The organism is Hymenobacter puniceus, from assembly GCF_014333525.1.
Classification (GTDB): domain Bacteria; phylum Bacteroidota; class Bacteroidia; order Cytophagales; family Hymenobacteraceae; genus Hymenobacter.
The window spans coordinates 17,247-40,915 of sequence record NZ_JACSCX010000002.1 but is presented as its reverse complement, the minus strand read 5'-3'; the positions used below and the strand labels follow the sequence as shown (position 1 = coordinate 40,915).

Below are 23,669 nucleotides of genomic sequence, written 5' to 3'. Positions count from 1 at the left end.
CTCTACCGCTGACTATTTATATACCAGTGCAACGAAGCGGGCGAGATGCTTCGGCAAGCTCAGCAGGACGTTCTTTTTAACAGTGTGTTGAATCAACGTTTTCGGATAAACTTCTCGGCGGGGCTTTGCAACCAAGTTTCCCAGCGCTTACGCCAGGGAGCCACGTTGCCACGCAGGTATTTTTCCATCATCAGCGCAGCCATAGGCGCGGCTGAGGCGCCGCCAAAGCCGGCATTTTCAATGAACACCGCAATGGCAATTTTGGGGTCTTCGGCGGGCGCGAAAGCAGCGAAAGTGGCGTGGTCGGCGCCGTGCCGGTTTTGCACGGTGCCCGTTTTGCCGGCCACCGATATACCCACATCCAGCAGTGAGGCATTGTTGCCGGTGCCGCCGCGCCCGTCCACTACGGCCTGCATGCCCGGTACGATGGTTTCAAAATACTGCGGATCGACGGCCGTAACGTGCCGCTGCAGGTACTGCGGCAGCGGCCCGCCCGTGCCAATGCCTTTCACGAAGTGCGGCGTGTAGTAATGGCCGCGGTTGGCAATAATAGCCAGCATGTTGGCCATCTGCAGGCCCGTAACGCCCATTTCGCCCTGCCCGATGGATAGTGAATAGATGGTGCGGAAATTCCAGCGGTGAAAGCCGTAGGCTTTGTCGTAGAAGTCGGAAGTTGGGATGAGGCCCTTTTTCTCCTGCGAAATGTCCACGCCCAGCTTGTCGCCCAGCCCGAAGGTCATCACCTGGCGCCGCCACTCGCTGTAGCCCAGGCGGGCGTCCTCAAAACGGTTGGTGGAGCGCCCGCGCAGCACGGCCGCCCGCATCACCTGGTAGAAATACGGGTTGCAGCTGTTCTTGATGGCAATGCTGACGTCGCGCGGATACTCGTGGCGGTGGGTGCAGCGCACCAGCTTCCAGTTGCAGTCAAATGGCGTCTGGGGCGTCACAACGCCCATTTGCAGCGCCACCAACTCATTCACCAGCTTGAATACCGAGCCAGGCGGGTAGGTGGCCATCAGCGGGCGGTTGAACAGCGGCTTGGCCGTGTCCTGCAGCAGCTCCATGTAGCGGTTGCCCATGCCTTTGCCGGTCAGCACCGACGGCTCGAAGCCCGGCGCCGACACCATGGCCAGGATTTCGCCGGTTTTAGGGTCAAGGGCCACGATGGAGCCGCGCTTGTTCTGCATCAGCATCTCGCCGTATTTCTGCAGCTCAATATCGATGCTGGTATGCAAATCCTGCCCCGCCACCGACAGCGTATCGTATTCGCCGTCGCGGAACGAGCCTTTCTCGATGCCGCGCACGTTCACCATGCGGTACTGCACGCCACGCCGCCCCATCATCTGCGTCTCATAGAACGATTCCAGCCCTGAAATGCCCAGAAAGTCGCCGGGCAGGTACTTGGCGTACTTTTCCTTTTCCAGAAACGCCGGCGTGATGGCGCCCACGTAGCCCAGGGCGTGGGCCATGTTTTCGGTGCGGTAGGAGCGCGCCATGCGGGCCTTGATGCTGAAGCCCGGAAAGTCGATAAGGTTATCCTGGATGGCGGCCAACTCGGGCGTGCTTAGGTTCTGCACCAGCGGCGAAGCCTTTACGCGGGAGTAGGCGCGGGCCGTTTGCAAACCCAGGCGCACCTCTTCCAGCGGCAGCTGCAGCAGCTGGCAGAAGCGGGCTGTATCCAGCTGCTTGACTTCGCGCGGCACCACCATTAAATCGTACACAGGCATGTTCTGCACCAGCAGCTGGCCTTTACGGTCGTAGATGAGGCCGCGGTAGGGCACCTGCACAATGCGCTGCAGCGTGTTGCGGTCGGCGGCCAGCTTGTAGCTGCCATCGAGCACCTGAATGTAGAAAAGCCGGGCGCCGAAGGTGATGGCTACGGCCAGAAAAATAGCCAGCACCACAAACCGGCGTCCTTCGAGGTATTGCAAAGCGTGTGTTCTGAGAGAAAAGCACTTACGGCCAACGGGCCGGATTCACAAAGATAACACCGATTGCCCCCACCCCAACCCCTCCCCAAAAGGCAGAGGCTCTGGTTTTAGAAAAAAGTAGTCATTGCTATTTTAGAGCTAGAGCCCCTGCCTTTTGGGGAAGGATTACCGCCCGCGCCGCTTGGTTGGGAAGAAAATCAGCTGGATGATCAGCAGCGTCAGGCCCGTAAACAGAGTACTGACCACAATCTTTGCCAGCGTAAGGCCAAAAGCCCGGAAGCTGCCCAACTCCAGCAAGAAGAAGGTTGCGTGGTGCAGCCCTACCAGCAGCGCCATGTACACCACAAACCACTGCCCGCCCATCTGATGCACGTTCACCGAATCCTGGGCTTCGTAGCCGTCGCGCGGGGTGAGCAGGCGTAGCACCCAGGGCCGCAGGTAGCACAGCAGCACCGCCGAGGCTGCGTGCACACCGCCGGTGTCATAGAACATGTCCATGAGCAAACCCGTGACGAAGCCCAGCACCAGCTGCAGCACGATGGGCGTGCCGATGGGCAAAAACAACAGAAAGCCCAGGTAGAAAAAGCACCAGCCCAGATCAAACAGCACCAGCTTGCTAACCAGCAGCATGTGCACGGCCAGGTAGAACCCGAACCGCAGCACCTGAATCAGCAACGCCCCTACTCCCTTCATGGCCGCTCCTCCCCTTCCGGCTTCATGCCTGCTTTCAGTTCCAGCGTATCACGCTCGGCTTTGGGCCGCGGGTTTATCACGTACACGTAGGTTAGGTTGGAGAAATTGACGGCCAGCCGCACCCGCACCGTCCAGAAGTTCTTGTCGGGCTCTTTCACAAACCCGTCGATAGTGCCAATCAGCACGCCCTCCGGAAACACGGCATTATAGCCCGACGTCACGATGGTGTCGCCGCGCACCAGCTTGTTTTGGCGCGGAATGTTGTCGAGCAGCGCGTGCGTGGGGTCGTCGCCAAGCCAGCGGATACTGCCGAACGTGTTGTCGCGCAGAATTTTAGCCGATATGAACGTTTTTGAGTGCAGCACCGACGTGACGGTGGCGTAGTTTTCACTCACTACTTTCACCCGCCCCACCACACCGGCCGCCGCCAGCACGCCCATGCCCGGCCGCAACCCCTGACGGGTGCCCACATTCAGGGTTAGGTAGTTGTCCACGCGGCGCAGGGTATTATTGAGCACCCGGGCCGGAATCAGCGGGTAGTCGGGGTCGCGGGTGGGCAGCGGGCGCAGCCCCAGCAGCAACGAATCGGGGTAGGCCAGGCCGGCCAGGCGGACCTGCGAGGCGCTATCCTGCTGCACCGGCAGGCGGCGCGCTTCGCGGCGGCTTACATCGGCCAAATACAGCTGCTGGCGCAGCGCGGCGTTTTCCTGCACCAAACCCTGGTTGATGCTCACCAGCCGGAAGTAATCATAAATCTGCGTCCGCACGTCGAGCACCTGCCCCACATAGGCGTTGGCCGAATTAAAGAACGCCGCCCGCTGGTAGGTGCTGTTGCGAATCAGCAGATACAAACTGGCCACCTCCAGCAACGCAAACACGAGCATCCCTCGGTAGCGAAACAGAAAGGCGAACAGGTTTCTCATTTCAATTAAAAATTAAGAATCAAGAATCAAGAATTATGGACTGTCTGCTTTAACTGCCTGAACACCCGGAGGGCCACACAGTCGAACAGCCAATTCTTAATTCTCAATTCTTAATTCTTAATTGACGCTAGGTCAGCAGCACGCTGCGGAAGGCCTGGATGTTTTTGATGGCGGCGCCGGTGCCACGCACCACGGCGCGGAGCGGGTCTTCGGCAATGTGAATCGGCAGCTTAGTTTTGGCGGCCAGGCGCTTGTCGAGGCCACGCAGCAGGGCACCGCCGCCGGTCAGATGAATGCCGTTTTCATAGATATCAGCCGACAATTCGGGCGGCGAAATCTCCAGCGCCTTCAGCACGGCTTCCTCAATCTTGGCCACCGACTTGTCGAGGGCAATAGCAATTTCCGACGACGTTACTTTGATAACCTTCGGAATGCCGGTCATCAGGTCGCGGCCGCGCACCTCGAAGTCGGGCGGCGTCTGGTCCAGCTCGGTGAGGGCCGCTCCTACTTCAATCTTGATGCGCTCTGCCGAACGCTCCCCGATCAGCAGGTTGTGCTGGCGACGCATGTAGTCGAGGATATCCTGGTTGAACACGTCACCGGCCGTCTTGATGCTCTGGTCACAGACAATGCCCGACAGGGCAATCACCGCAATTTCAGTGGTACCACCTCCAATGTCGATAATCATCGACCCTACGGGCTGCTCTACATCAATGCCGATACCGATGGCAGCAGCCATGGGCTCCTGAATCATCCAGACTTCCTTGGCGCCGGCGTGCTCGGCGGAGTCACGCACAGCGCGCTTTTCCACCTCGGTGATGCCCGACGGAATGCAGATGACCATGCGGTGCGACGGCTGAAATAACCGGTTACGCGTGTCAATCATCTTGATCATGCCTTTGATCATCTCCTCGGCGGCGTGGAAGTCGGCAATTACGCCGTCCTTGAGCGGGCGGATGGTCTTGATATTATCGTGGGTCTTTTCGTGCATCTGCTGCGCTTGCCGGCCCACGGCAATTACCTTATTGGTTGTACGGTCTTTGGCGATGATGCTCGGCTCGTCCACCACGATTTTGTCGTTGTGGATGATGAGCGTATTAGCCGTTCCCAGGTCGATGGCAATATCGCTGGTGAGGAAATTAAAGAAACCCATTGGTTAACGGCGGCAAGTGAATGAGCACGGGGCATTTGCACCCGCACAAAAAGTGGGGGCAAAAGTAAGCAAGTTTCGGCGAAGGTAGGCATCCAATACCTCAAGGCTACTACAAGCCAAGCTCTGTAACGAAGCACCTCCTGAAATATGATATTTTCTGCTGAATGCGCTTTCAGCAAGCACAATAGATAACTCTTTCAGAAGGCAGCTCCACTGTGGGCTGTCTGGCAGCACGTATACTCAACTAGGCGGCATCTGGAAAGTATTCTAACTCTACCGGGCACGTCCTGCCTCATCGGGCGTTGCGGCATTTTTAGACAAATCTTAGCGCCCCCTATTTGTGCGCGTCACTTCCAACTAGCAGCAGACACTTAGCTAGTCGAGAATAAAATTATTGTATCTTTTCAAGCAAACTTGCATTTATATATGAAAAACCTTCTCTCATTTTGCACTTCCACCGCATTCCTGCTGGCTGGCTTGATGCTAGCTTCTTGTTCCAAAGAGCCGGAAGCTTGTTTCACCATTGAAAAAGGTATTCCCAGTTCTAAAATCAACGACGAAGTGGAAGTGAATGCTGGCTGCAGCTCCGACGCCGACAGCTATGTATGGGAATGGGGCGACGGCGCCAGCACAACTGGCCTCAAGACCAAGCATAAGTACAATGCGGCGGGTACTTTCACTATCAAACTCACGGCTAAAGGAGACGACAAATCTTCCAGCACCACGAAGCCTGTTACCATCGTGCCGTAGCGTTGGCGCACAACTCTGCGAGCTAAAAGCCCCGCTTATCAGCTTCCCCATTTGTGAGAGCCGAGTAAGCGGGGCTTTTGTGCTTGCTTGTGGCCTGCTAGTGCTTGAAATGCCGTACGCCGGTCAGAACCATAGCCATTCCGAGCGTATTGCAGGCGTTGATGGAATCCTGGTCTTTGATGGAACCGCCGGGCTGCACCACCGCCCGAATACCAGCCTCGCCGGCAATTTCCACGCAGTCGGGAAACGGGAAGAAAGCATCGGAGGCCATCACGGCACCCTGCAGATCAAAGTTGAAGCTGCGTGCCTTCTCGATAGCCTGGCGCAGCGCATCCACTCGCGAGGTCTGGCCCACGCCGGAAGCCAGCAGCTGGCCGGCCCGCGCCAGCACAATGGTGTTGCTCTTGGTGTGCTTGCACACTTTGAGGGCGAATTCCAGCGCCGCTACCTCGTCAGCCGTCGGCGCCGACTCCGTTACGGTGCGGAACTCGGCGGCACCTTCCACCTGGCGGTCGAAGTCCTGCTCGATCATGCCATTAAGCAACGTTTTGACTTGTTTGGCCGGAAACTGCACGGGCTTCTGACGCAACAGAATCCGGTTTTTCTTGCTTTGCAAAATGGGCAGCGCGTCGGCCTCAAACTCCGGTGCAATCAGCACCTCGAAGAATAGCTTGCTCAGCTCCTCGGCCGTAGCCGTATCTACGGGCTTGTTCACGATGATAACGCCGCCAAACGCCGACACCGGGTCGCAGCTGAGGGCGTTCAGGTAGGCCGTGTGCAGCGTATCGGCCTGGGCGATGCCACAGGCGTTGGTGTGCTTGAGAATAGCGCAAGCGGCAGGCCCCTGGGCATCAAATTCCTGCATCAGCAATACGGCAGCATCCACGTCCACAAGGTTGTTGTAGCTGAGTTGCTTGCCGTGGAGCTGATCGAAGAGGGCGTTCAGGTCGCCGTAGAAGGTGCCCGCCTGGTGGGGGTTTTCGCCGTAGCGCAGGGCGGTGGCCGGTTTCTCGCTCACTTTAAGGGCCGAGCCGCTGAGCGCGGTGTCCTGGGCCATATATTGGAAAATCCGGGTGTCGTAGTGCGAGGTGGCCTCGAAGGCAGCAGCAGCATACGCACGGCGGTCTTCCAGGTCGGTGGCGCAGTTCTTCTGGGTCAGCAGCTCCGTTACGGCCGCGTACTGGTCGCGGGAGCTGACTACCAGCACGTCGCGGAAGTTTTTGGCGGCGGCCCGCAGCAGCGAAATGCCGCCGATGTCAATCTTTTCGATGACGTCGGCCTCCGCGGCACCAGAGGCCACGGTTTCCTCGAACGGGTAGAGGTCCACTATCACCAGGTCGATGGGCGGAATCTGGTGCTGGCTGGCTTCCTGCTGGTCGCCGGCTTCGTGGCGGCGCTGCAGAATGCCGCCAAATACTTTGGGGTGCAGTGTTTTTACGCGGCCGCCAAACACCGCCGGAAAGCCCGTCAGGCTTTCCACCGCCGTTACCTTGGCACCCTGCTCTTCCATAAACTGCTGCGTGCCGCCCGTAGAGTACAGCGTCACGCCGTGCTGCTTGAGCAGGGCCACCAGCGGTTCGAGGCGGTCCTTATAGTATACAGAAACGAGGGCGGAGCGAATGGGCTGCGACATAGTGGCGAAGAGTTGGTAAAGGTGAAACGCACCGCGAAGGTAGGGCGGACAGCGAAAGCAGCGGTGTTACCGAATTATTATGCAGACTTGGCCTGAGCGTAGATCCACCTGCTGCAAGCGTATATTGCTTCCCTGATTTTTGTCTTTAACACGTTGTCTTACCGAATGAGCACCATCAAAATAGTACTGGCATTGAGCTTACTAATGCTAAATACCATAACTGCCAGGGCTCAATATGTAGAAGGGTACCTCATCACAGTGCAGGGTGATACTGTCCGGGGCTATGTACGGGCGCCTACGGCTTCTACTATGGCGCAGGCAATTATATTCCGGCAGCAGATTACCATCGAAACCCCTCAGATACGGTATCCGCTTAAGCAGCTGAAAGGCGTAGAATTGTTGGGCAACAAAACCTATGTTATACAGAAGCTGCAGCCTATTCTCGGCAAAGACACGTTACGCGTCCTTTTCCAGCCTCTTACCATCAAAGGGCCTATTCACTTGTTTCGATTAGACTACAACGTGAGAGTATCAGATGCATCGGCACTCGGCGGCAGCAGTTACGAAAATGTGTTTTATTATATCAAACAAGGCCAAGGCCCTCCTATTGAGCTCACCAGCAAATCATTCAGACCACTTTTCAAGCAGCTGTTCCAGAACTGTCCGTCACTGGCTGCTACCGGCCGCTTTGATCAAGCCAACTTGATTTATCTGGTAAATAGCTACAACGCGTGCATCAGTGTCGATGCAACGTCAAGCCGCCCGTAGATTTCGCAAATGCGCAGAACTCAACTATCTGCAGGTCAACAATTTTCCTCCTTTATTTAAACACAAACCAGTTATATCTAGTAGGTAGTAGCTCATACTACCTGCCATGTCTGTTGTTTGCTCTGCTGTTTCATCGTTGCCGTCCCCACTCCAGCACTCACCCTCGGCGGCGCCTGTAGCCCCCTCACTTTCCTTGTCTAAGCTGGAAGCTGAAGCCGCGTCCCTAGTGCCCCGCCTGCTAGCTCAGGCACCTCACTCCGACCAGCTGGGTGGATTTCCTGAGCAGGAGTTCAGCTGGCTGCGCAAAGCGGGCTTGCTGCAGGCGCCACTCCCGGCCAGCCTGGGCGGTAGCGGCCTCGCCGACGCCAACCAAACCCTGCCGCTACTGCGTGTATTGCGCCATATTGGCCGCGGTAATCTGGCGGTGGGCCGCGTATATGAGGGCCATGTAAATGCGTTGCAGCTCATGCAGCGTTTTGGTGAGCCCGAGCAAGTGGCTGGCTGGGCTGCCGATGCACTGGATGGGCACTTGTTTGGCGTCTGGAACACCGAGGCGCACGATGGCGTGAAGCTGGAAGTGCTACCCAATGGTCGTTACCGGCTGCAGGGCAGCAAAACCTTTGCTTCCGGCGCGGGCCACGTCACGCGGCCTCTGCTGACGGCCGCACTGCCCGATGGTGGCTGGCAGATGCTGATGCTACCCGCCGATGTTCAGCAGCCCGCGCTGGATGCCAGCTTCTGGCGGCCGCTGGGCATGCGGGCTTCGGCCAGCTTCAGGGCTGACTTCACGGGCCTGGAGATTGGCGCAGAAGACCTGGTGGGCAAACCCGGTGACTATTACCGGCAGCCAGCCTTCAGCGGCGGCGCCATTCGGTTTGCTGCGGTGCAGTTGGGTGGAGCCGAGGCCGTGTACGACGAAACCCGGCGCTTTCTGCAGCGCCTGGGCCGTACCGACGACCCCTACCAACGCCAGCGGCTCGGCGAAATGAGTGTATTGATAGAATCTGGCAACCTGTGGCTGCGTGGGGCCGCCGACCACGCCACGCGCCCTACCGCCGAAACCGACGCCGAGGCAACCGTAGCATATGCAAACATGATGCGAACAGCCATTGAAGAAATTTGCCTGCGCACACTGCAGCTCGCTGAGCGTTGCGTAGGGGCCCGCGGCCTGCTGCAGCCTGAGCCTTTCGAGCGCCTGCACCGCGACTTAACCCACTACCTGCGCCAGCCCGCCCCCGATGCTGCTCAGGCTGATGTCGGCCGCTTTGTTTTGAGCCGGCCGGAACCCGCTTATCACCTTTGGAATGTCTGACGCCGCAGTTCTTGATTTTCATGCGCTGCCCTTGCGGCCAGCCAGTTACGCGGCTTCGCTTGGTTCCACGGCTGTTATAGCGCCCCACCCCGACGATGAAAGCCTGGGGTGCGGGGGCCTGCTTGCCCTATTGGCCCAGGCTGGCCTGCCGGTATGGTGCGTGCTGGTGAGCGACGGCGCCATGTCGCACCCAAATTCCCAGAAATTTCCGGGCCCGCGCCGGCAAGCCATCCGGGAGCAAGAGCTACAGATGGCGCTGGCTGAGTTGGGGGTTGGTGCGCAGATGCTGCTGCCGCTAGGACTGCCCGATGGCGCCGTACCTACCCCCGACACACCTGCCGGTGCTGAAACCGTGAAACGCTTAACTGATTTCTTCCGGCGCACGCGGCCAGCTACGGTATTGGTTCCCTGGCGCCGCGACCCGCACCCCGACCACCGCGCCACCAACCTGCTCGTGCGGGCTGCATTGGCTGAACTTACGCCGCTGCCTCGGCTCATCGAGTACCTGGTGTGGGCCTGGGAGCGTGCCATCCCGGCCGACCTGCCACATGCAAACGAAGCTACTGGTTGGCGCCTCGATATAGAGCCGGTACTGAAGCAGAAGGCACAAGCCATTGCCGCGCACCGCTCGCAGCTGGCCCCCGGCATCTTCGATGATGACCCCACAGGCTTTTTGCTGGCGGAGAGTATGCTCGCCCATTTCCGGCTGCCCTATGAGGCGTACATAGAAATGGCCGGCTAGTGTGCCACTTGGCACCTTATGCGCCATTGAGCAGCTAGTCTGCATACTTCATTCACTGGTGATTCCACCCACCCTTTCTGCCGCTGCCTTCCGCCATGAACTCTCAGCAACCCAACACGCTGCCACCCGATTATTTCGAAGCCGTGTACCGCGCCAATACTGATCCGTGGAATTTTGAGGCCAGCCCCTACGAACATGCCAAGTATGCTGATACGCTAGCCGCGCTGCCGCAGGAGCGGCACTACGCAAGCGGATTTGAGGTGGGATGCTCATTGGGGGTGCTAACCGAAATGCTGGCACCCAAGTGCCAACACCTGCTATCAATTGATGTGGCAGAGGCACCATTGGAGCGGGCCCGGCAACGGTGCGCGCACTTGCCGCAGGTGGAATTTCAGCGCCTGACATTGCCCAACGACTTCCCGGCAGACCGCCACTTCGATCTGGTGGTGCTGTCGGAAGTGGGCTACTACTGGGCCCTGCCCGATCTGCAACGCGTGGCCTCAGACCTGTTCCTGGCTTTGCAACCGGGCGGGCATCTGCTTTTGGTGCACTGGACACCAGCCGTACATGATTACCCACTTACCGGCGATGAAGTGCATGAGTTCTTCTTGTCGCACACTGGCCCCGGCTTACCGCTAACACACGTGCATGGGCATCGGGCAGAGCAGTATCGACTTGATCTGCTAAGCAGAACCTAACGTTTAGATGCTGCCACCGACGATAACTGGGTTGCTGCTGCCAACTCGTAGCGCTCCACCAGCTGCCGTAGCTCTGCAATGGCCTGCGTGAGTGGCACCAGCCGCTGACGCCGCCACCGCGCCCGATGGTGCATCACCCATTCCCACAGCGCTCCGAAAGAGGGCGCGGCAACCAACTCCCGCGCTAAGCCACTGGCTGGCACGCTTAGCGCCGCTGCCAACTGCACGCAATGCGGCACCCGTACAGCATGCGCCCGAATATTGGCCCATAACTGCCGCAACTGCCGGCGCGCCTGCCACTCAGCGGCCAGGCTGGCACCACTTTCCACGTATGGCTGCCGCTGCTGGTGCAGCATGCTTGCCCATTCCCGTAGCTGCCACGACAACCCTACTTCCACCCGCCCCTGGTGCCGCCCCGAAGTGCTGACGCACACCTTCGGACTGTGGCGCAGGCGTAGGTCGTGGCGGCGCAGCACTTGCCAGAGTGCTTCATCCTCCAGATAAGGCACCACCGGCAGCCCGCCAACCTGGCGATACGCAGCTACAGTAAGCGCTAGGCTGGCCCCGAAGTGCTGATGATGGCGTGGCCACGAGTCAGCAGGGTCCGGGTCAACGAGCGTTTCCAGACGGGCCCGAAGCAGACGGTAACGAGCATCCTGCAAATGCGTGCGCCGTACGCAGACCTCTTCAGAAGTTGCCTCGGGATAAATTCGCCCGCCTACTGCGTCGGCACCGGCCTTCACTTCCTCCTGAATGGCAGCCAGCCAAGTGGCGGCCACACGCGTGTCGGCGTCGGTGCTTGCAATAATGCCACAGGCACCAATTGTTTGCTCTAGCCGACGGCAGGCTTCATCCATGAGCAGGCGCCGGGCCCGGCCCACATGAGCCTCAGGAGCCACAAGTGTAGCTTCCACTACCTGCACCGCCATAAGGGGATTGGCGTGGGCAAAGTTGCGCACTACTGCGGCGGTATGGTCGTGGCAGTTGTTGGCTAGCACCAGCACTTCATAGCTGGTGTATGGCAACGGCTGGCCTTGCTCATCTACCTGGTTGGCCAGCGCTGCCAGGGTTTCGGGCAGTTGGCTGGCTTCATCTTTAGCTGGAATAATCACGCAGACCGACAGCGTAGCAGTTGGTGGAGCGAGATGCTTCCACAAACTGGCCGTAGAACCGGCCTGAACGGATAATGGGGGCGATAATACGGCGGTAGCGAGGTTCATCAGGCCATCTTTTACGCAAATCTGAAGCAGAAGATGGGCTGCTTGGCGTATTCGTAGCTGAACCACCTTTTTCCAGGCGCCAGCGAAAGTTTTATCAAGCAGAAAGCGCCGTACGGAAGTCCGAACGGCGCTTTCTGCTTGGAGCAATGCTTGCTAGAAGGCTTCGCCCACCGCAAAATAGATGCTCGGAGGAGTATCGGTGCCACCGGCGTAGTCCAAGCGGATGTTGAGCCGGTCGCGACGGTTGAAGCGGAAGCGCAGGCCTGCCCCCCCGGCATAGCGGGTTTGGTCGAAGGCATAGTCGGATAGTTTGTAGCCTACCTGGCCGGCGCCGGCAAATACGGCACCATCAATACGCCAGAACAGTTTCTGCCGCAGCTCAGCCTGAAAGGTCATCATCTGCCGGTCGCGGAAGCGGGTTTCGTAGAGGCCGCGCATTAGGCCGGCGTTGTTGTAGAGCGCGCCGCCCAGGTTGGCACCCAGGCCACCCAGTTCCCGGAAGGGCACGGTGCCGGAGTGAAATGAACCAAGGTAGTTGAGGGCCAGAATGGTATTGTTGGACCCAAACAGCGGCCGGAAATGACGGGCATCGACCTGGTAGCGGGTGAACTTGTAGTCGGAGCCGATACCGTCACCGTTGAAAAGCATGTGGGCATCCACAAACGAGCCGCGGTAGGTAGCCAGCACATTGTCGCGGCCATCGAAAAGCACCGCCGGACCCACACCCGAAATCCGGGTGTCCTGCCGTTCCCGGTCCGTCAGGCGCGGGTCGCGGGTGAAGTAGTTGTCGGCGCCATTGTCGGCGGTACCCTGCGGCTCGATGTCGGTGGTATTGGTGAAACGGTAGCGCACGCCGGCAAACAGGTTGGGCGCTACCCGCTTCATGGCCTTCTGATCGAAGATGATGAGCGTGTAGGCCAGATCTGACTCGTTGTCGGTGGAGTTATCATTACCAAGGCCGTAATAAAACAGCTTCTGGTCGTAGCGGCTCAACTCGCCGGTGAAGAAGTAGTTTTCGCCGGGTGTGAAGATGGTATGCGTCAGCTGAATGGTGCTTTGCTTTTCCTGCGAGTACCAGGCAATCAGGCGAGCATTGGACTTACGCACTGTGGTATCGGTGCCGAAGCGCCACACCGGCAAAATAGCGGCGCCGGCTGCAAAGCCGGTTTCCTGCTGATAGAAAGCAATTGGCACCGGAATAAAGCTAGGCTTGTCGCTGGGCGCAAACATGGACTTTTTAGGTGACGCATCGGCGGGGCGGCTGAGGCCGGGAGCAGGTGCCGAAACGCTGTCGGTAACTACCTGGGCATTACCAACCCGGGCCAGCAGACATAATGCCAGCGGCATGTAGAGAAAGCGCATAAAGAGCTTTGTGAGGGAGAAGATAGAAGTGGGCAGCCAGCTGCCGGGCAACGGATATTCCGGGGTGCCAGCGGCTTGTCTGGTTGCACTAACGCAATGAAGTCATCTACGGTTACCGGATAACCTCAACCATTAACATCGACAATACGCCGGCCAGCATAATGCCTTTGCACCAGCTGCTCAAGTGCGCAAAATGCCGGCGGCGGTCGGCCCGAAACAGCAAATACCCCAGCCACAACGACGGCCCCAGCACGGTGGCCAGCAACCACACGCCCAGCACCACACGCCCGTGGATAAGCGCATAGCCGCTGGCGCCGGCTACCAGCGCCACCAATGCCGTCAGGAACAGCCCGGCCACCCACTTGGTACGAGCCACCCCCCACGCAATGGGCAGCGTGCGGCAGTCGTGCTGAGCGTCGCCGCGCATGTCTTCCACGTCTTTCACAATTTCGCGCACTACGGTTAGCAGAAACGCTGCCAGCGCATACTGCCACACACTCACAACGCCGGTCTGGAGCTGCAGTTCCGGCAGCAGCACCAGCGCCGCCGTCAGGGTAGCAATACTGACATTGCCAACCAGCGCCACCCGCTTGAACCGCACCGAATAGCCCCACAGCAGCAATGCCGAGCCCAGATTCACGAGCCCCAGCAGCGGTGAGAGTAACCCACTGAGCACCACGCCTACTCCAGATAAGAGCATGTGCGCCAGCATGGCCCGGCGGCGGTTCACCACGCGCCCTACCACCAAGCGCTTGGGGCGGTTGATGGCGTCAATCTTAACGTCGTAATAGTCGTTGATGATGTAGCCGGCCGCCGCTACGCAGAGAGCCGCCAGTGCCAGCACCCCGAAGCGCCAGTTGAGCAGTGCCTGGAGCGGCTGGGTGGGCTGCAGCAACCCCGCGCGCACCAGCGCCAGGCACAGCAGCATCATCAGCAGATTGGGCAGCCGGATCAGCTGGGCCAATGGCCACAGCCCGGCTTCGCCGTGCGGTTCTGCCGGCTCGGGGGCCGCATCAGCAGACGAAAAAGGAGCAGCTCCGGCCATAGGGCCGCAAAGTACGAAGTCCGGAAGCAGCTACGGAAACCGGGCCTCCGGCCACACACTACAAGCAGCGCTGGCTGCAGCCCGGCATGTCGGCCTTCACGACTTTAACTACTGACATCCAACACACTATAATATCCAATAACAGTGGGTGTCAAACCGATACCACTGGCCAAAAAGAAAGCCCCTCCAGTTAAGGAGAGGCTTACCTGATGCTTATACAGCAAGTCGGAACCGGAATCTATACCCTCTTCACATTCACAGCATTCACACCTTTGCGGCCTTCCTGCGTTTCAAATTCCACTCGGTCGTTTTGTTGCACCTGGCCGCCGTTCAGGCCGGTAATATGCACGAAGAAATCTTCCTTCGTCACATCATCCGTAATGAAGCCGTAGCCTTTTGCCTCATTAAAGAATTTTACGGTTCCTGTTTTCATGAAAAAAGAAGAAAATGTTGAATGGATGAGTGGGTAAAGATAGAGGTAATTCGGAAAAACGCAACTTGGCTTGGGCAGAGCCCCACTGTTACGAAAACTAGCCTAAAACGCACCCAGGCAACTAATTACCACGTCTTCTGTTGCTTCATCACGGCTTCAATCAGCTCGCGCACGGCCCCATGCCCACCAGGCAGTGCCGAGACATAGGTGCTGATGGCACGCACATCGGTGGCAGCATCAGCGGGGCAGGCAGCCAGGGCACAGCGGCGCATTACTTCCAGATCGGGCATGTCGTCGCCCATGTAGGCAATGTTGGCCGGGTCGAGGCGGTAGGTGTTGATGTAGTTGTTGAAGATTTTCATCTTATCATCAACTCCCAGATACATGTCACGCACGTCCAGCGACTCCAGCCGCTTACGAACTCCTTCTTCTTCGCGGCCCGAAATCACGGCAATCCGGTATCCTTGCCGCAGCGCGTGCCGGATGGCGTAGCCGTCGCGAATGTGGAAAGCGCGAGCCTGCTCCCCCGAATTAAAGGCCAGCAGTGTGCCGTCTGTGAGCACACCATCCACATCAAGAATAAACGCCTTAATAACAGATAAATCCGGCGACATAGCAGAAGGATTCGAGGCAGAAACTAAGAATAAAGTCGGAGATGCCAGCTGGCAAAGGCCGGCTTATTTTTGATTGTCGCGCCACTCATACACCCACTTGGCCTGGATTTGCTCTAAGTGGCCTTCGTTGGCCTGCTCACGGGTTCCTTCAAAATTGGGCAGCTCCAACACCCAGTCCAGCAGTTCGGTGAAGCGGATGCGGTATATTTTGGCTTCGGAGAAATCGTCACCGAACTTTTCGTACAACGCAATGGCCACATCTTCGTGGTCGTTCCAATGGATGGGGGGCTCAAAATGGGCCATAGGGAAATGTGCTGATTGTTGAGTAAACTTATGTGCTGATGGTTGGGTGTGTTGCCGCGCAAATAAACTGCGCAGCAGGCGGACGTGCTCAGCACATCCGCACATCCAATAATCGGCACATTAAAACTAGTGCCCCAGAAACTCCTGGGCGGGAATGAGGATAACCAGATCCTGGCTGGAAGCCTGCACGACGCACTGGCAGCCCAGGCGCGAGTTGATGCGCGGGTTTACGGCGCGGTCAATGAAGTCCTCTTCCTTGTCGCTGATTTCGGGCAGGTAGGCTTCGCCGCGCTGCACATATACGTGGCAAGTGCTGCAGCCGCAGACGCCGCCGCAGTTATGCTGCAGCTGGATGCCGTTATTCAAGGCCACGTCCAGCACCGACTCGCCTTCGGCGGCCACATGGGTCTGCTCGGGCTGGCCGTCTTGAAATTGGAAGGTGATGTTAACAGCTTTCACAAAAAATCTTCTGACAAGGCAAAAAATGGAGGCACGAAGGTACGCACGCCTCTACCGGATTCAAAGCTCTACCCCCCCTTGGTTGTTTATGAGCGAGGGCACCAGTTGTTCCTGAATACTACTGGTCAGAGAGTTATATACATCCAGCCAAGCCGGATGAGAAGCCAGGGCAGCCCGATGCCGAGCCAGTGTGGGCGCATCGTGCCGGGCAGCCGGACCGGTTTGCACAGTAAAAGGCGGGTGAGCCAATGCTTTTTCCATTGTTTCCTGCAGCAATGGGGCCAGTAGTGCCAGTGGCAACTGCTGTTGCTGCAGCAAGGCGTGGCTGATTCCCAGCAGGTGATTGGTGAAGTTGCAGGCAAACACAGCTGCGATATGAATGGCTTGCCGCTGCGGCGTGCCGACTGGCTGCACGCTGCCGCTCAGCGTGTGGCCCAGCGCCAACAGTGTAAGCTGGGCGGTGGGCGTAGCACCCTCCACGCACAGCGGTACAGTGCGCCAGTCTACGGTGCGCTCGGCACTGAAAGTCTGCAGCGGGTAAAATACGCCCCCCACAATACCTGCCGTACTTTCAAAAACACTAAGCGGCACCGCGCCCGATGTGTGAGCCACCAGCGCGCCTGCCGGAAAATGAGCCTGCGCCAGCACTGCCGGAATAGCGGCATCGGGCACGGCCAGCAGGTATACATCAGCGGATGGCAGGCTGGTTAAGTCGAGTGTGGGCAGGCTAGGGACATTGGGCAAGGTAGCGGCCAAGGCGGCGGCAGTGCCGGGGCTGCGGCTCCAGATGCCGGCCACCTGATGGCCAGCCTGGTGGAGCGCTGGCGCCAGCTGGCTGGCCACCCGGCCTGCCCCCAACAGCACAATGCGCAGAGAAAGAGCCGGGTCGGAAGTCATGATTGTAAACAGAGATGAATGGATGGTGTAAAGTACGGGCAGGAACATGGCTTTGCGGATGGGACTTGTGTAGTTCTCAGAAAAAGTAGTCAACTTGTAAGCTCAAGAAGTGCCCTCCAATATCGTTTTGAGGTCATATTCATCTTCTTTCCCCTTTACCCCTCCACCATTTCCAACACCTCTACCCGTATGACACATTCGTACACGGCGCCTTGGCGCAAGCTGGCTCTGGCTGCACTGCTGGGCCTGGCTGGCACCACAGCTGCTCAAGCGCAGGCCCTGAATTACAATCAGTTCGGCGCTACCAATACAGTAGGCACTTACAGCGACCTGGGCACAACTGGCGCCCCAATCAGTACGGCCAACACAGACAACGCTAATTCGGCTGTTACTCCCATCGGTTTCACGTTCAGCTTCAATGGCGCTTCGTTTACCGACTTTGTCTTGAATACCAACGGCTTCATTAAGCTTGGCACCACAGACATTTCGGATCCGGCTACCACAAACTACATTGCGGCGTCTGATATGAACATCATAGCTCCAGCCTCGGGCATCGACCTTGTGGGAGCTTCCAACCAGACAGCTTCTCCCACAGAGTACCGGGTGGTTACGACTGGTAGTGCTGGCAGCCGGGTGTGCACCATTCAGTTCAAAAACGTTGCAGATAAGCCAGTAGCGGGGGCTTCGCAGTTTGCTACAATGCAATTTCAGATCAAGCTGTACGAGACCAGCAACAGAATTGAATTTGTATACGGAACCTGGACTGCCGGCACTGCTGCTCCCTTGGGTGCAGGCTTTTTTGTAGGCTTGAAAGGCTCCAGCGCTGCCACAACTGACCGCCTGTTTGCGCAGAAAGCATCCAGCGCGACGCCTTGGTCTACTACGGTGTTCGTAACCGAATCCAACGGGCTAATTCCGCCTCATTTTGTGCGCAACACGTTCCTGCCGGATGCTGGCCGCACCTACCGTTTCACACAGGCTATTGCCAATGATGCCTTTGCCCAGATTATTTATTCGCTAGGCAAAGCACCGGTTGGTAGCCCGCAGGTGGTTCAGGCATTAATAAGCAACACGGGCTCTACTGCCCTAACTAACTTGCCCGTTACATTGAATGTGACTGGTGCTAACACGTTTTCCGATGCGAAGATCATCACGACGCTAGCCCCTGGCACTTCCACCCTAGTTTCCTTCACTGCCTTCACTCCCAATGCCACCGGCAATAACACGCTGGTGGTATCGGTGCCAGCTGATGCAGTGAATACCAACAACTCACAAATTTATACGCAGGTTGTAACGGCAAACACGTTCAGCTATGCCAACAATACGCCGTTCGACCCCAATCAGAGTGTAGGTTTCACGGCAGCTACTACCGGTGCTTTCGTTACGAAATTCAATACGCCTGCTCCGCGTACCATCACGGCTGTAGGCGCTGGCTTAGCTGACCCCAACACAGTGGGCCGTACTATATACAGCATTGTGGTTAACGCCGCAGGTGCAGTATTGGGCCGCTCTGCCGACTATGTAGTACAAACGGCTGATATTAATACGCTGAAAACGCTGCCTCTGCAGACAGCAGTAGCCACACCCGCTGGCAACTTTTATGTAGGCGTCGTGCAAACGGCAGCCCCAACGGGTGGTGCACGCTATTTCCCACTAGCTACTTATGCTGAGTCGCCGGCACGCACTGCCACCTTCTACACTATTGCGCCCTTCACAGCTGCCGGTGGCACTTTGGCAGAAGCCGGCATTCCGTACGTAATGGAAGCGCAAACTTCTATCGTGCAAGGCACTTCGGAAGCGTTGAACCGCGCTATTGCCATGTATCCTAACCCTTCCACGGGCTTGGTGAAACTGGACGTGCGCGGTGCCAACGCCAAGGGCAACCTGCAGGTGAGCGTGACGAATATGCTGGGCCAGACGGTGCACACCGCAACGCTGAAGGACAACTTCACCAACGAAGTGAACCTCTCCAGCCTCGCCAACGGCATGTACCTGCTGAAGGTGCAGACCGGCGCCGACTACACCGTGCGCCAGCTGACCATCACCAAGTAGGGCTACTCCTCGTTTAGCTTTTGAAAAGGGCAGCCCTGGTGGCTGCCCTTTTTTGGTGCTTCAAATCCCTGTTTCATTGACAATAGCCTCTGATACTATTTTTGCCCACTTACCATAATGGTTCAGCTGGTTATTGCTGTCAGACAAACCATTACGACTATTTTTCCTATTCTTGTTTTTGCCGCATGCTATTATCGGTGCCCCGTTGGATGGGCAGGAGAGCAGTTCGGCTGATTTGCAGCTTTTTATCATTGCTTTATGATTCCTCGGTTACTCTTCTTCCTTCGCCTCGGTCAGCAAATTCTGATGGCCGGTTTACGGCAGGCGCGGCGCAACAGCGTGGCGTGCGTGTTGCTGGGTGCTGTGCTCGGCCAGGTTAGCGTTGCCCACGCCCAGGCGCCCTCCAACGACGAACCCTGCCAGGCACTACCGCTAACTTATAATGGGCCCGACTGCAGTACTATTGGTGGCAATACGCTGGGGGCCACCAGCAGCAGTATCAACGTCACTTCATCCGTCGGTGCCTGCGACCCGGTTGCGACGGTGAAGGACGTGTGGTATGCCATGGCCTTCTCCAACGGCTGGCCGACCAACGTTGAGGTAACTATTTCGGTGTTCGGCGGCGCGGCCAGTGATGTTCGGGTGTTTCAGGTGCTTAACCAGTCGTCCTGCTCGCAGACCACCTTGGCCCAGCTGGCCTGCAGCCGGGCCAGCGGCCCCAACCTGGCGGCCCCCGACATCGTCATGCGCCCGGTGCCGGGGGCGTTGCTGTACGTGCGGGTGGGAGGCTTCGATGCCAATTCGGCTGGGGGCACGTTTTCTATTTGCCGGCGTGAAACCGCCATTCCTACCTGCCAGCAACAGCCTATGCTTAATCAGGCGGCCATTCGCTATACTCCTACCTCGGCTACCATTAGCTACCTGCCCAACATTCCGGCCCAGTTGGTACTCACAGCACCCGGTAATGTTCAGACTACACGTGTGTTTGCCGGCTCGCCCATTGTGCTTACCGGCCTGACGGAAAACACGGTTTACAGCGCAACGCTGGCCAATATTTGCACCGCTACTGGTGCAGTATCACCGGCGGCGCCGCTGGTTCTGCGCACGCCGCTGGCCTCGCGCTACTGCACCACGGCGCTGGGCGGCAACTGTCTGTTCAGCAGCATCGGCAACGTGCAGATCGTCAATACCACGCTCAATCACTCGGAAGGCTGTTTTGGCTCGGCCGATGGCGCCTACACAGGCGTAGCCGCTACCAGTGCCAGCCGCACCGCCACCCTCGTGCGGGGCCAAACCTACCAGCTGCGGGTGATTACAGGCAGCAACCCCGGCGGCAACAACAGCAACGTGGCGTTCTGGATTGACTTCAATAGCAATGGCGTGTTCGACGCCAACGAGTATACCGCCGTGCCAGGCTTTTCGTCGCCCGTAACGGCGGGTGTGGCCTCTTTTACTGTTCCGGTTGATGCCACGCCGGGACTGGTGGGGTTGCGGGTCCGCAGCGCGCTGGCTGGCAACCAGTTCACGGCCGCCGGGGCCTGCGCTCCTACGCCGGGCCAGTACGGCGAAACCGAAGATTACACGCTCGTCATCGACCAAGTGCTGCCGGTTCGTGCTTCTGCTCTGGCGGCGGCCGTCGAGCTTTATCCTACGCCGGCCCGGCACAGCTTCACGTTGCAGCTGCCGGCTGCGCTCAGCCAGCAATCGGTGGAGGCTGTGTTGCGCAACAGTATCGGGCAGGTGCAGCAGCTATGCACGTTGCCGGCCGCTGCTACCGGCATTAAGGCGCAATTTTCCGTGGCCGAACTGGCAGCGGGAGTATACACCTTGCACCTGCGCACTGCATCCGGAGTAGTGGTGAAGCGAGTGGTGGTAGAACAATAACTTATGTAGCATTCTGAAACAGGCTAGCTGCTACGACGCAAAAAAGCCCTGACAACAGCACGTTGTCAGGGCTTTTTTGCGTCGTGTTACAATTAGGCTACTGCTTCCGGGCGGGCCTGGCGGGCGGTTACCCGGCTCGGAACAGGTTTGGCAATTGACGCAGGCTGCTTGCGGCGGATACCATTGCGCAGCGCTAGCCCAAAGCCCAGTGCCATCAGCAGCGTACCACTCCACAGCAGGTTGATAAATGGCTTTTCTACCGCTTTCAGGATGATATAGTCCTTCTGCGTGGTGCTCACCCCGAAGGTGAACTTGCCGGCCGTGGGGTCTACGGCATTCATGGAAATCCGCAGACCAAGGTCCTCGATTTCGTCGGGCACGCGGCCAATCATCTTGTTGCGCACCACAAACACCGGATGCACGTGGTACTGCTTTTTCTCGCCGTACACCATCATGTCGGCCTGAATGGCCAGGTCGCCTTTGGCCAGGCCGAGGCCGGCGGTTTGCTGGGCCGGCTCCACGCCGCGGAACACAGCGAAGTAGTCGTTGAGGTAAATCGTGTCGCCGATGGCCAACTGGCTTTCCTTCACCTCACTCCAATCCTTCTCTTTGCTGGGGTCAGGCACGGAGCTGATGTGCGAGTAGATATCGTGATTGAAGAACTTCTTGATATCAGGCGAAGCCAGCAAACCACCCATTTCCTCGTTCACCTGGGCCCGGGGGTAGAGCGTGAAAGCTTCACCGGTTTCGCGGTCCTTGTACTCGACGCGGTAGTAGGTGTTTTCGGGCAGGATTTCCACTGTATCGCCGGCTTTGTAGTACACCTTGTCGGCGCGCTTGATGTCGGCGCGGGCCAGGGCTTTGTACTCGTCGGCGGTACGGAACAGCAAGTCTTTGTTGACGTAGCCGGGCACGCCGGGCACATCAATATACTGGCCGGTGTAGCTCACGTCGTAGGGTCCCATCGGGGCCGAGTCGTTGCGCCACAGCAGCACATTGTCCCGGTTCAGGTCTTCAGGAAACTCCTTGGAGTACACCAGACCCGACACGTTCTTGGATACGATGTTGGAGTAGCCAGCCGAGCCAAGTACGCCCAGCAGCATCAGCGCAATGCCCAGGTGGGCCACCGCGCCACCCGAAAGATTCACGCGGCGCAGAATCAGCTGCGCAATGGTGCTGATGTTAGCCAGAACGCCAAACAGGCCGGCGGTGAGCAAGGCAATGTATGCGGGCTGAATCTCATGGCCGTTGTAGCGGAGCAGCAGAATCACGAGGGCCGAACCCAGCAGCGTAAGCACCAGCGGCGTGCCCACGGCATTGATAACCGTGGATTTGTCGTTGCGCTGCCACCACATCAGCTGCGCCAAGCCCGAAAGCAGGGCTACCCCTACGCCCATCCACAGCTGGATTTTCGAGTAGTGCGCAATCTGGTCGGCGGGCAAAGCCAGGTTGGACTTGATACCGATGAAGCCTAGGAAGGAATTATACACCGGAATGCTGGTAGTCACGAGCACCTGGAAGGCACCCAGGCACAGCACCGTAGCGCCCACAAACACCCACAGTTCGGGGTTGTAGGTGGTCAGCTCCTTCTCGGAAATCGGAATGGACTTCCAGCGGTACACCAGCAGCCCGATGGCCAGCACCACAAAGGCACCCAGGTAAATCATCAGTTGACCCGACAAACCCAAGTCAGTGAACGAATGCACAGAGGCGTTGCCGAGCACGCCCGAGCGGGTGAGGAAGGTGGCGTAGAGAATTAGCAGGAAGGTGGCTACCACCAGCACGAAGCTGGTGCGCAGCGCGGTGCGGCGCTTGTCCCAGAGAACCAGCGCGTGAATACCGGCCACCAGCACCAGCCACGGAATGTACACGGCGTTTTCCACCGGGTCCCAGTTCCAGTATCCGCCGAAGTTCAGCGTTTCGTAGGCCCAGTAGGCGCCCATCACGATGCCCACGCCCAGCACGAGGCCGCCCCAGAGGCTCCACTGCAAAGCCGGCTTCACCCAGCGGGTCAGCTCACCTTTCCAGAGCCCAGCAATAGCGAAGGCAAACGGTACCAGCGTCAGGGCAAAGCCCAGGAACAGCGTGGGCGGGTGAATCACCATCCAGTAGTTCTGCAGCAGGGCGTTCAGACCGGTACCGTCTTCGGGCACGAAGTTGGGGTTGAGCTTGAAAACGGGCAGATCTACGAGGAAGTCGCGGAGCAGAATGAAGGGTGAAGAGCCGATTTTCACGCCGCCCGTTACCACGCCCAGAATCATGCTGGTCAAAAACAGCTGCACACCCGCAAATACGGCCATGACGGGGGCTTCCCAGAGCTTGTTCCAGCGCATGATGGCAAAGCCCAGCAGCACGTGCCAGAATATCCAAAGCAGGAAACTACCCTCCTGCCCTTCCCAGAAACAGGAAATCATGTAGTACACCGGCAGGTGGTTGCTGGAGTGGCTCCAGGCGTAGTAATACTCGTAGCGGTGCCCGTGAATGATGCCGAACAGACAGCCGATAACGGCCATTACGGCCACGCCGTGCACAATGAACGCCCCGCGCCCGAGGCGCAGCCACGCTACGTCGGAGTCGCCGAGGGCGCGGCCGCGGGCCGCCATGAAATACGAGTAAGCTGCCACGGTGGCGGCCACAAACGCCACAATTACGCTCAGGTGCCCGGCGTCGCCGATGAAAGTGTTTAGCATTTGACTCTAAGTGCTAACTGTCATGCTGAGCTTGCCGAAGCATCTCGCGTGCAGTGGTAATCAATTACTCTGGCAACGTCAGCGGGAGAAATGCTTCGGCAAGCTCA

21 protein-coding genes are annotated in these 23,669 nt (G+C 58.2%); 7 read left to right on the top strand and 14 right to left on the bottom strand.

Translation table 11 applies throughout. The features are described from left to right. Nucleotides 1-92 precede the first annotated feature (92 nt). From mrdA to H8B14_RS05155, 4 genes are all read right to left on the bottom strand, one after another. The gene (mrdA, locus tag H8B14_RS05170) at nucleotides 93-1,931 is read right to left on the bottom strand and encodes a penicillin-binding protein 2 (RefSeq protein ID WP_187314569.1); all 1,839 of its coding nucleotides are present in this window, start codon (nucleotides 1,929-1,931) and stop codon (nucleotides 93-95) included. Nucleotides 1,932-2,096: 165 nt separating this feature from the next. After that, complete coding sequence (locus H8B14_RS05165) at nucleotides 2,097-2,624, bottom strand: hypothetical protein (RefSeq protein ID WP_187314568.1); 528 nt, start codon at nucleotides 2,622-2,624, stop codon at nucleotides 2,097-2,099. Beyond that, nucleotides 2,621-3,547 carry a rod shape-determining protein MreC gene (gene mreC / locus H8B14_RS05160; RefSeq protein ID WP_187314567.1) on the bottom strand — a complete coding sequence of 309 codons (927 nt, stop codon included), beginning with the start codon at nucleotides 3,545-3,547 and terminating at the stop codon, nucleotides 2,621-2,623. Before mreC ends, H8B14_RS05165 begins: the two co-directional genes overlap by 4 nt. 127 nt (nucleotides 3,548-3,674) lie before the next feature. Then, nucleotides 3,675-4,700 carry a rod shape-determining protein gene (locus H8B14_RS05155; protein WP_187314566.1) on the bottom strand — a complete coding sequence of 342 codons (1,026 nt, stop codon included), beginning with the start codon at nucleotides 4,698-4,700 and terminating at the stop codon, nucleotides 3,675-3,677. A 426-nt stretch (nucleotides 4,701-5,126) separates the two neighbouring features. Between H8B14_RS05155 and H8B14_RS05150 the strand changes: the two genes are divergently transcribed. Next, nucleotides 5,127-5,450 carry a PKD domain-containing protein gene (locus tag H8B14_RS05150; RefSeq protein ID WP_187314565.1) on the top strand — a complete coding sequence of 108 codons (324 nt, stop codon included), beginning with the start codon at nucleotides 5,127-5,129 and terminating at the stop codon, nucleotides 5,448-5,450. A gap of 97 nt (nucleotides 5,451-5,547) precedes the next feature. On the opposite strand, the gene purH is transcribed toward H8B14_RS05150, so the two are convergent. Next, a complete protein-coding gene (gene purH / locus H8B14_RS05145; RefSeq protein WP_187314564.1) occupies nucleotides 5,548-7,083 on the bottom strand; it encodes a bifunctional phosphoribosylaminoimidazolecarboxamide formyltransferase/IMP cyclohydrolase in 1,536 nt (511 codons plus the stop codon). 165 nt (nucleotides 7,084-7,248) lie between these two features. On the opposite strand from purH, the gene H8B14_RS05140 reads away from it, so the two are divergent. From H8B14_RS05140 to H8B14_RS05125, 4 genes are all read left to right on the top strand, one after another. Continuing rightward, nucleotides 7,249-7,851 (top strand): hypothetical protein, encoded by a 603-nt coding sequence (locus H8B14_RS05140; protein WP_187314563.1) that lies wholly within the window; start codon nucleotides 7,249-7,251, stop codon nucleotides 7,849-7,851. A 193-nt stretch (nucleotides 7,852-8,044) separates the two neighbouring features. Next, nucleotides 8,045-9,163 carry an acyl-CoA dehydrogenase gene (locus tag H8B14_RS05135; protein ID WP_261989910.1) on the top strand — a complete coding sequence of 373 codons (1,119 nt, stop codon included), beginning with the start codon at nucleotides 8,045-8,047 and terminating at the stop codon, nucleotides 9,161-9,163. Beyond that, nucleotides 9,156-9,905 (top strand): PIG-L deacetylase family protein, encoded by a 750-nt coding sequence (locus tag H8B14_RS05130; protein ID WP_187314561.1) that lies wholly within the window; start codon nucleotides 9,156-9,158, stop codon nucleotides 9,903-9,905. Before H8B14_RS05135 ends, H8B14_RS05130 begins: the two co-directional genes overlap by 8 nt. A 95-nt stretch (nucleotides 9,906-10,000) precedes the next feature. After that, the gene (locus tag H8B14_RS05125; RefSeq protein ID WP_187314560.1) at nucleotides 10,001-10,603 is read left to right on the top strand and encodes a class I SAM-dependent DNA methyltransferase; all 603 of its coding nucleotides are present in this window, start codon (nucleotides 10,001-10,003) and stop codon (nucleotides 10,601-10,603) included. Here the strand turns inward: H8B14_RS05125 and H8B14_RS05120 are convergent. The 8 genes from H8B14_RS05120 to H8B14_RS05085 all read right to left on the bottom strand — a co-directional run bounded on the left by H8B14_RS05120 (nucleotide 10,600) and on the right by H8B14_RS05085 (nucleotide 16,936). Then, entirely contained in the window at nucleotides 10,600-11,760 is a 1,161-nt protein-coding gene (locus H8B14_RS05120; protein WP_187314559.1) for a glycosyltransferase family 2 protein, read from the bottom strand. The genes H8B14_RS05125 and H8B14_RS05120 overlap by 4 nt on opposite strands. A gap of 216 nt (nucleotides 11,761-11,976) precedes the next feature. Continuing rightward, entirely contained in the window at nucleotides 11,977-13,185 is a 1,209-nt protein-coding gene (locus H8B14_RS05115; protein ID WP_187314558.1) for a BamA/TamA family outer membrane protein, read from the bottom strand. 112 nt (nucleotides 13,186-13,297) lie between these two features. Beyond that, nucleotides 13,298-14,230, bottom strand: a complete 933-nt coding sequence (locus H8B14_RS05110) for a geranylgeranylglycerol-phosphate geranylgeranyltransferase (protein WP_187314557.1) — start codon at nucleotides 14,228-14,230, stop codon at nucleotides 13,298-13,300. A gap of 238 nt (nucleotides 14,231-14,468) precedes the next feature. After that, the gene (locus tag H8B14_RS05105; RefSeq protein WP_044014346.1) at nucleotides 14,469-14,663 is read right to left on the bottom strand and encodes a cold-shock protein; all 195 of its coding nucleotides are present in this window, start codon (nucleotides 14,661-14,663) and stop codon (nucleotides 14,469-14,471) included. A 125-nt stretch (nucleotides 14,664-14,788) separates the two neighbouring features. Continuing rightward, on the bottom strand, nucleotides 14,789-15,277 hold the full coding sequence (locus tag H8B14_RS05100) for a KdsC family phosphatase (protein WP_187314556.1): 489 nt from the start codon (nucleotides 15,275-15,277) through the stop codon (nucleotides 14,789-14,791). Nucleotides 15,278-15,340: 63 nt separating this feature from the next. Next, a complete protein-coding gene (gene iscX / locus H8B14_RS05095; protein ID WP_044014350.1) occupies nucleotides 15,341-15,580 on the bottom strand; it encodes a Fe-S cluster assembly protein IscX in 240 nt (79 codons plus the stop codon). A 126-nt stretch (nucleotides 15,581-15,706) separates the two neighbouring features. After that, nucleotides 15,707-16,039: a 2Fe-2S iron-sulfur cluster-binding protein gene (locus H8B14_RS05090; protein ID WP_187314555.1), complete on the bottom strand. Its 333-nt coding sequence runs from the start codon at nucleotides 16,037-16,039 to the stop codon at nucleotides 15,707-15,709. A 60-nt stretch (nucleotides 16,040-16,099) separates the two neighbouring features. After that, a complete protein-coding gene (locus H8B14_RS05085; protein ID WP_187314554.1) occupies nucleotides 16,100-16,936 on the bottom strand; it encodes a Rossmann-like and DUF2520 domain-containing protein in 837 nt (278 codons plus the stop codon). A gap of 189 nt (nucleotides 16,937-17,125) precedes the next feature. Here H8B14_RS05085 and H8B14_RS05080 point away from each other — a divergent pair, with 189 nt between their 5' ends. Together H8B14_RS05080 and H8B14_RS05075 are read left to right on the top strand one after the other, a co-directional pair. Continuing rightward, the gene (locus H8B14_RS05080) at nucleotides 17,126-18,988 is read left to right on the top strand and encodes a T9SS type A sorting domain-containing protein (RefSeq protein ID WP_187314553.1); all 1,863 of its coding nucleotides are present in this window, start codon (nucleotides 17,126-17,128) and stop codon (nucleotides 18,986-18,988) included. A 258-nt stretch (nucleotides 18,989-19,246) separates the two neighbouring features. Next, nucleotides 19,247-20,872 carry a GEVED domain-containing protein gene (locus H8B14_RS05075; RefSeq protein ID WP_187314552.1) on the top strand — a complete coding sequence of 542 codons (1,626 nt, stop codon included), beginning with the start codon at nucleotides 19,247-19,249 and terminating at the stop codon, nucleotides 20,870-20,872. Between the two features lie 92 nt (nucleotides 20,873-20,964). Here the strand turns inward: H8B14_RS05075 and ccsA are convergent, their stop codons facing one another. Further along, a complete protein-coding gene (gene ccsA, locus H8B14_RS05070) occupies nucleotides 20,965-23,562 on the bottom strand; it encodes a cytochrome c biogenesis protein CcsA (RefSeq protein WP_187314551.1) in 2,598 nt (865 codons plus the stop codon). Nucleotides 23,563-23,669: the final 107 nt, after the last annotated feature.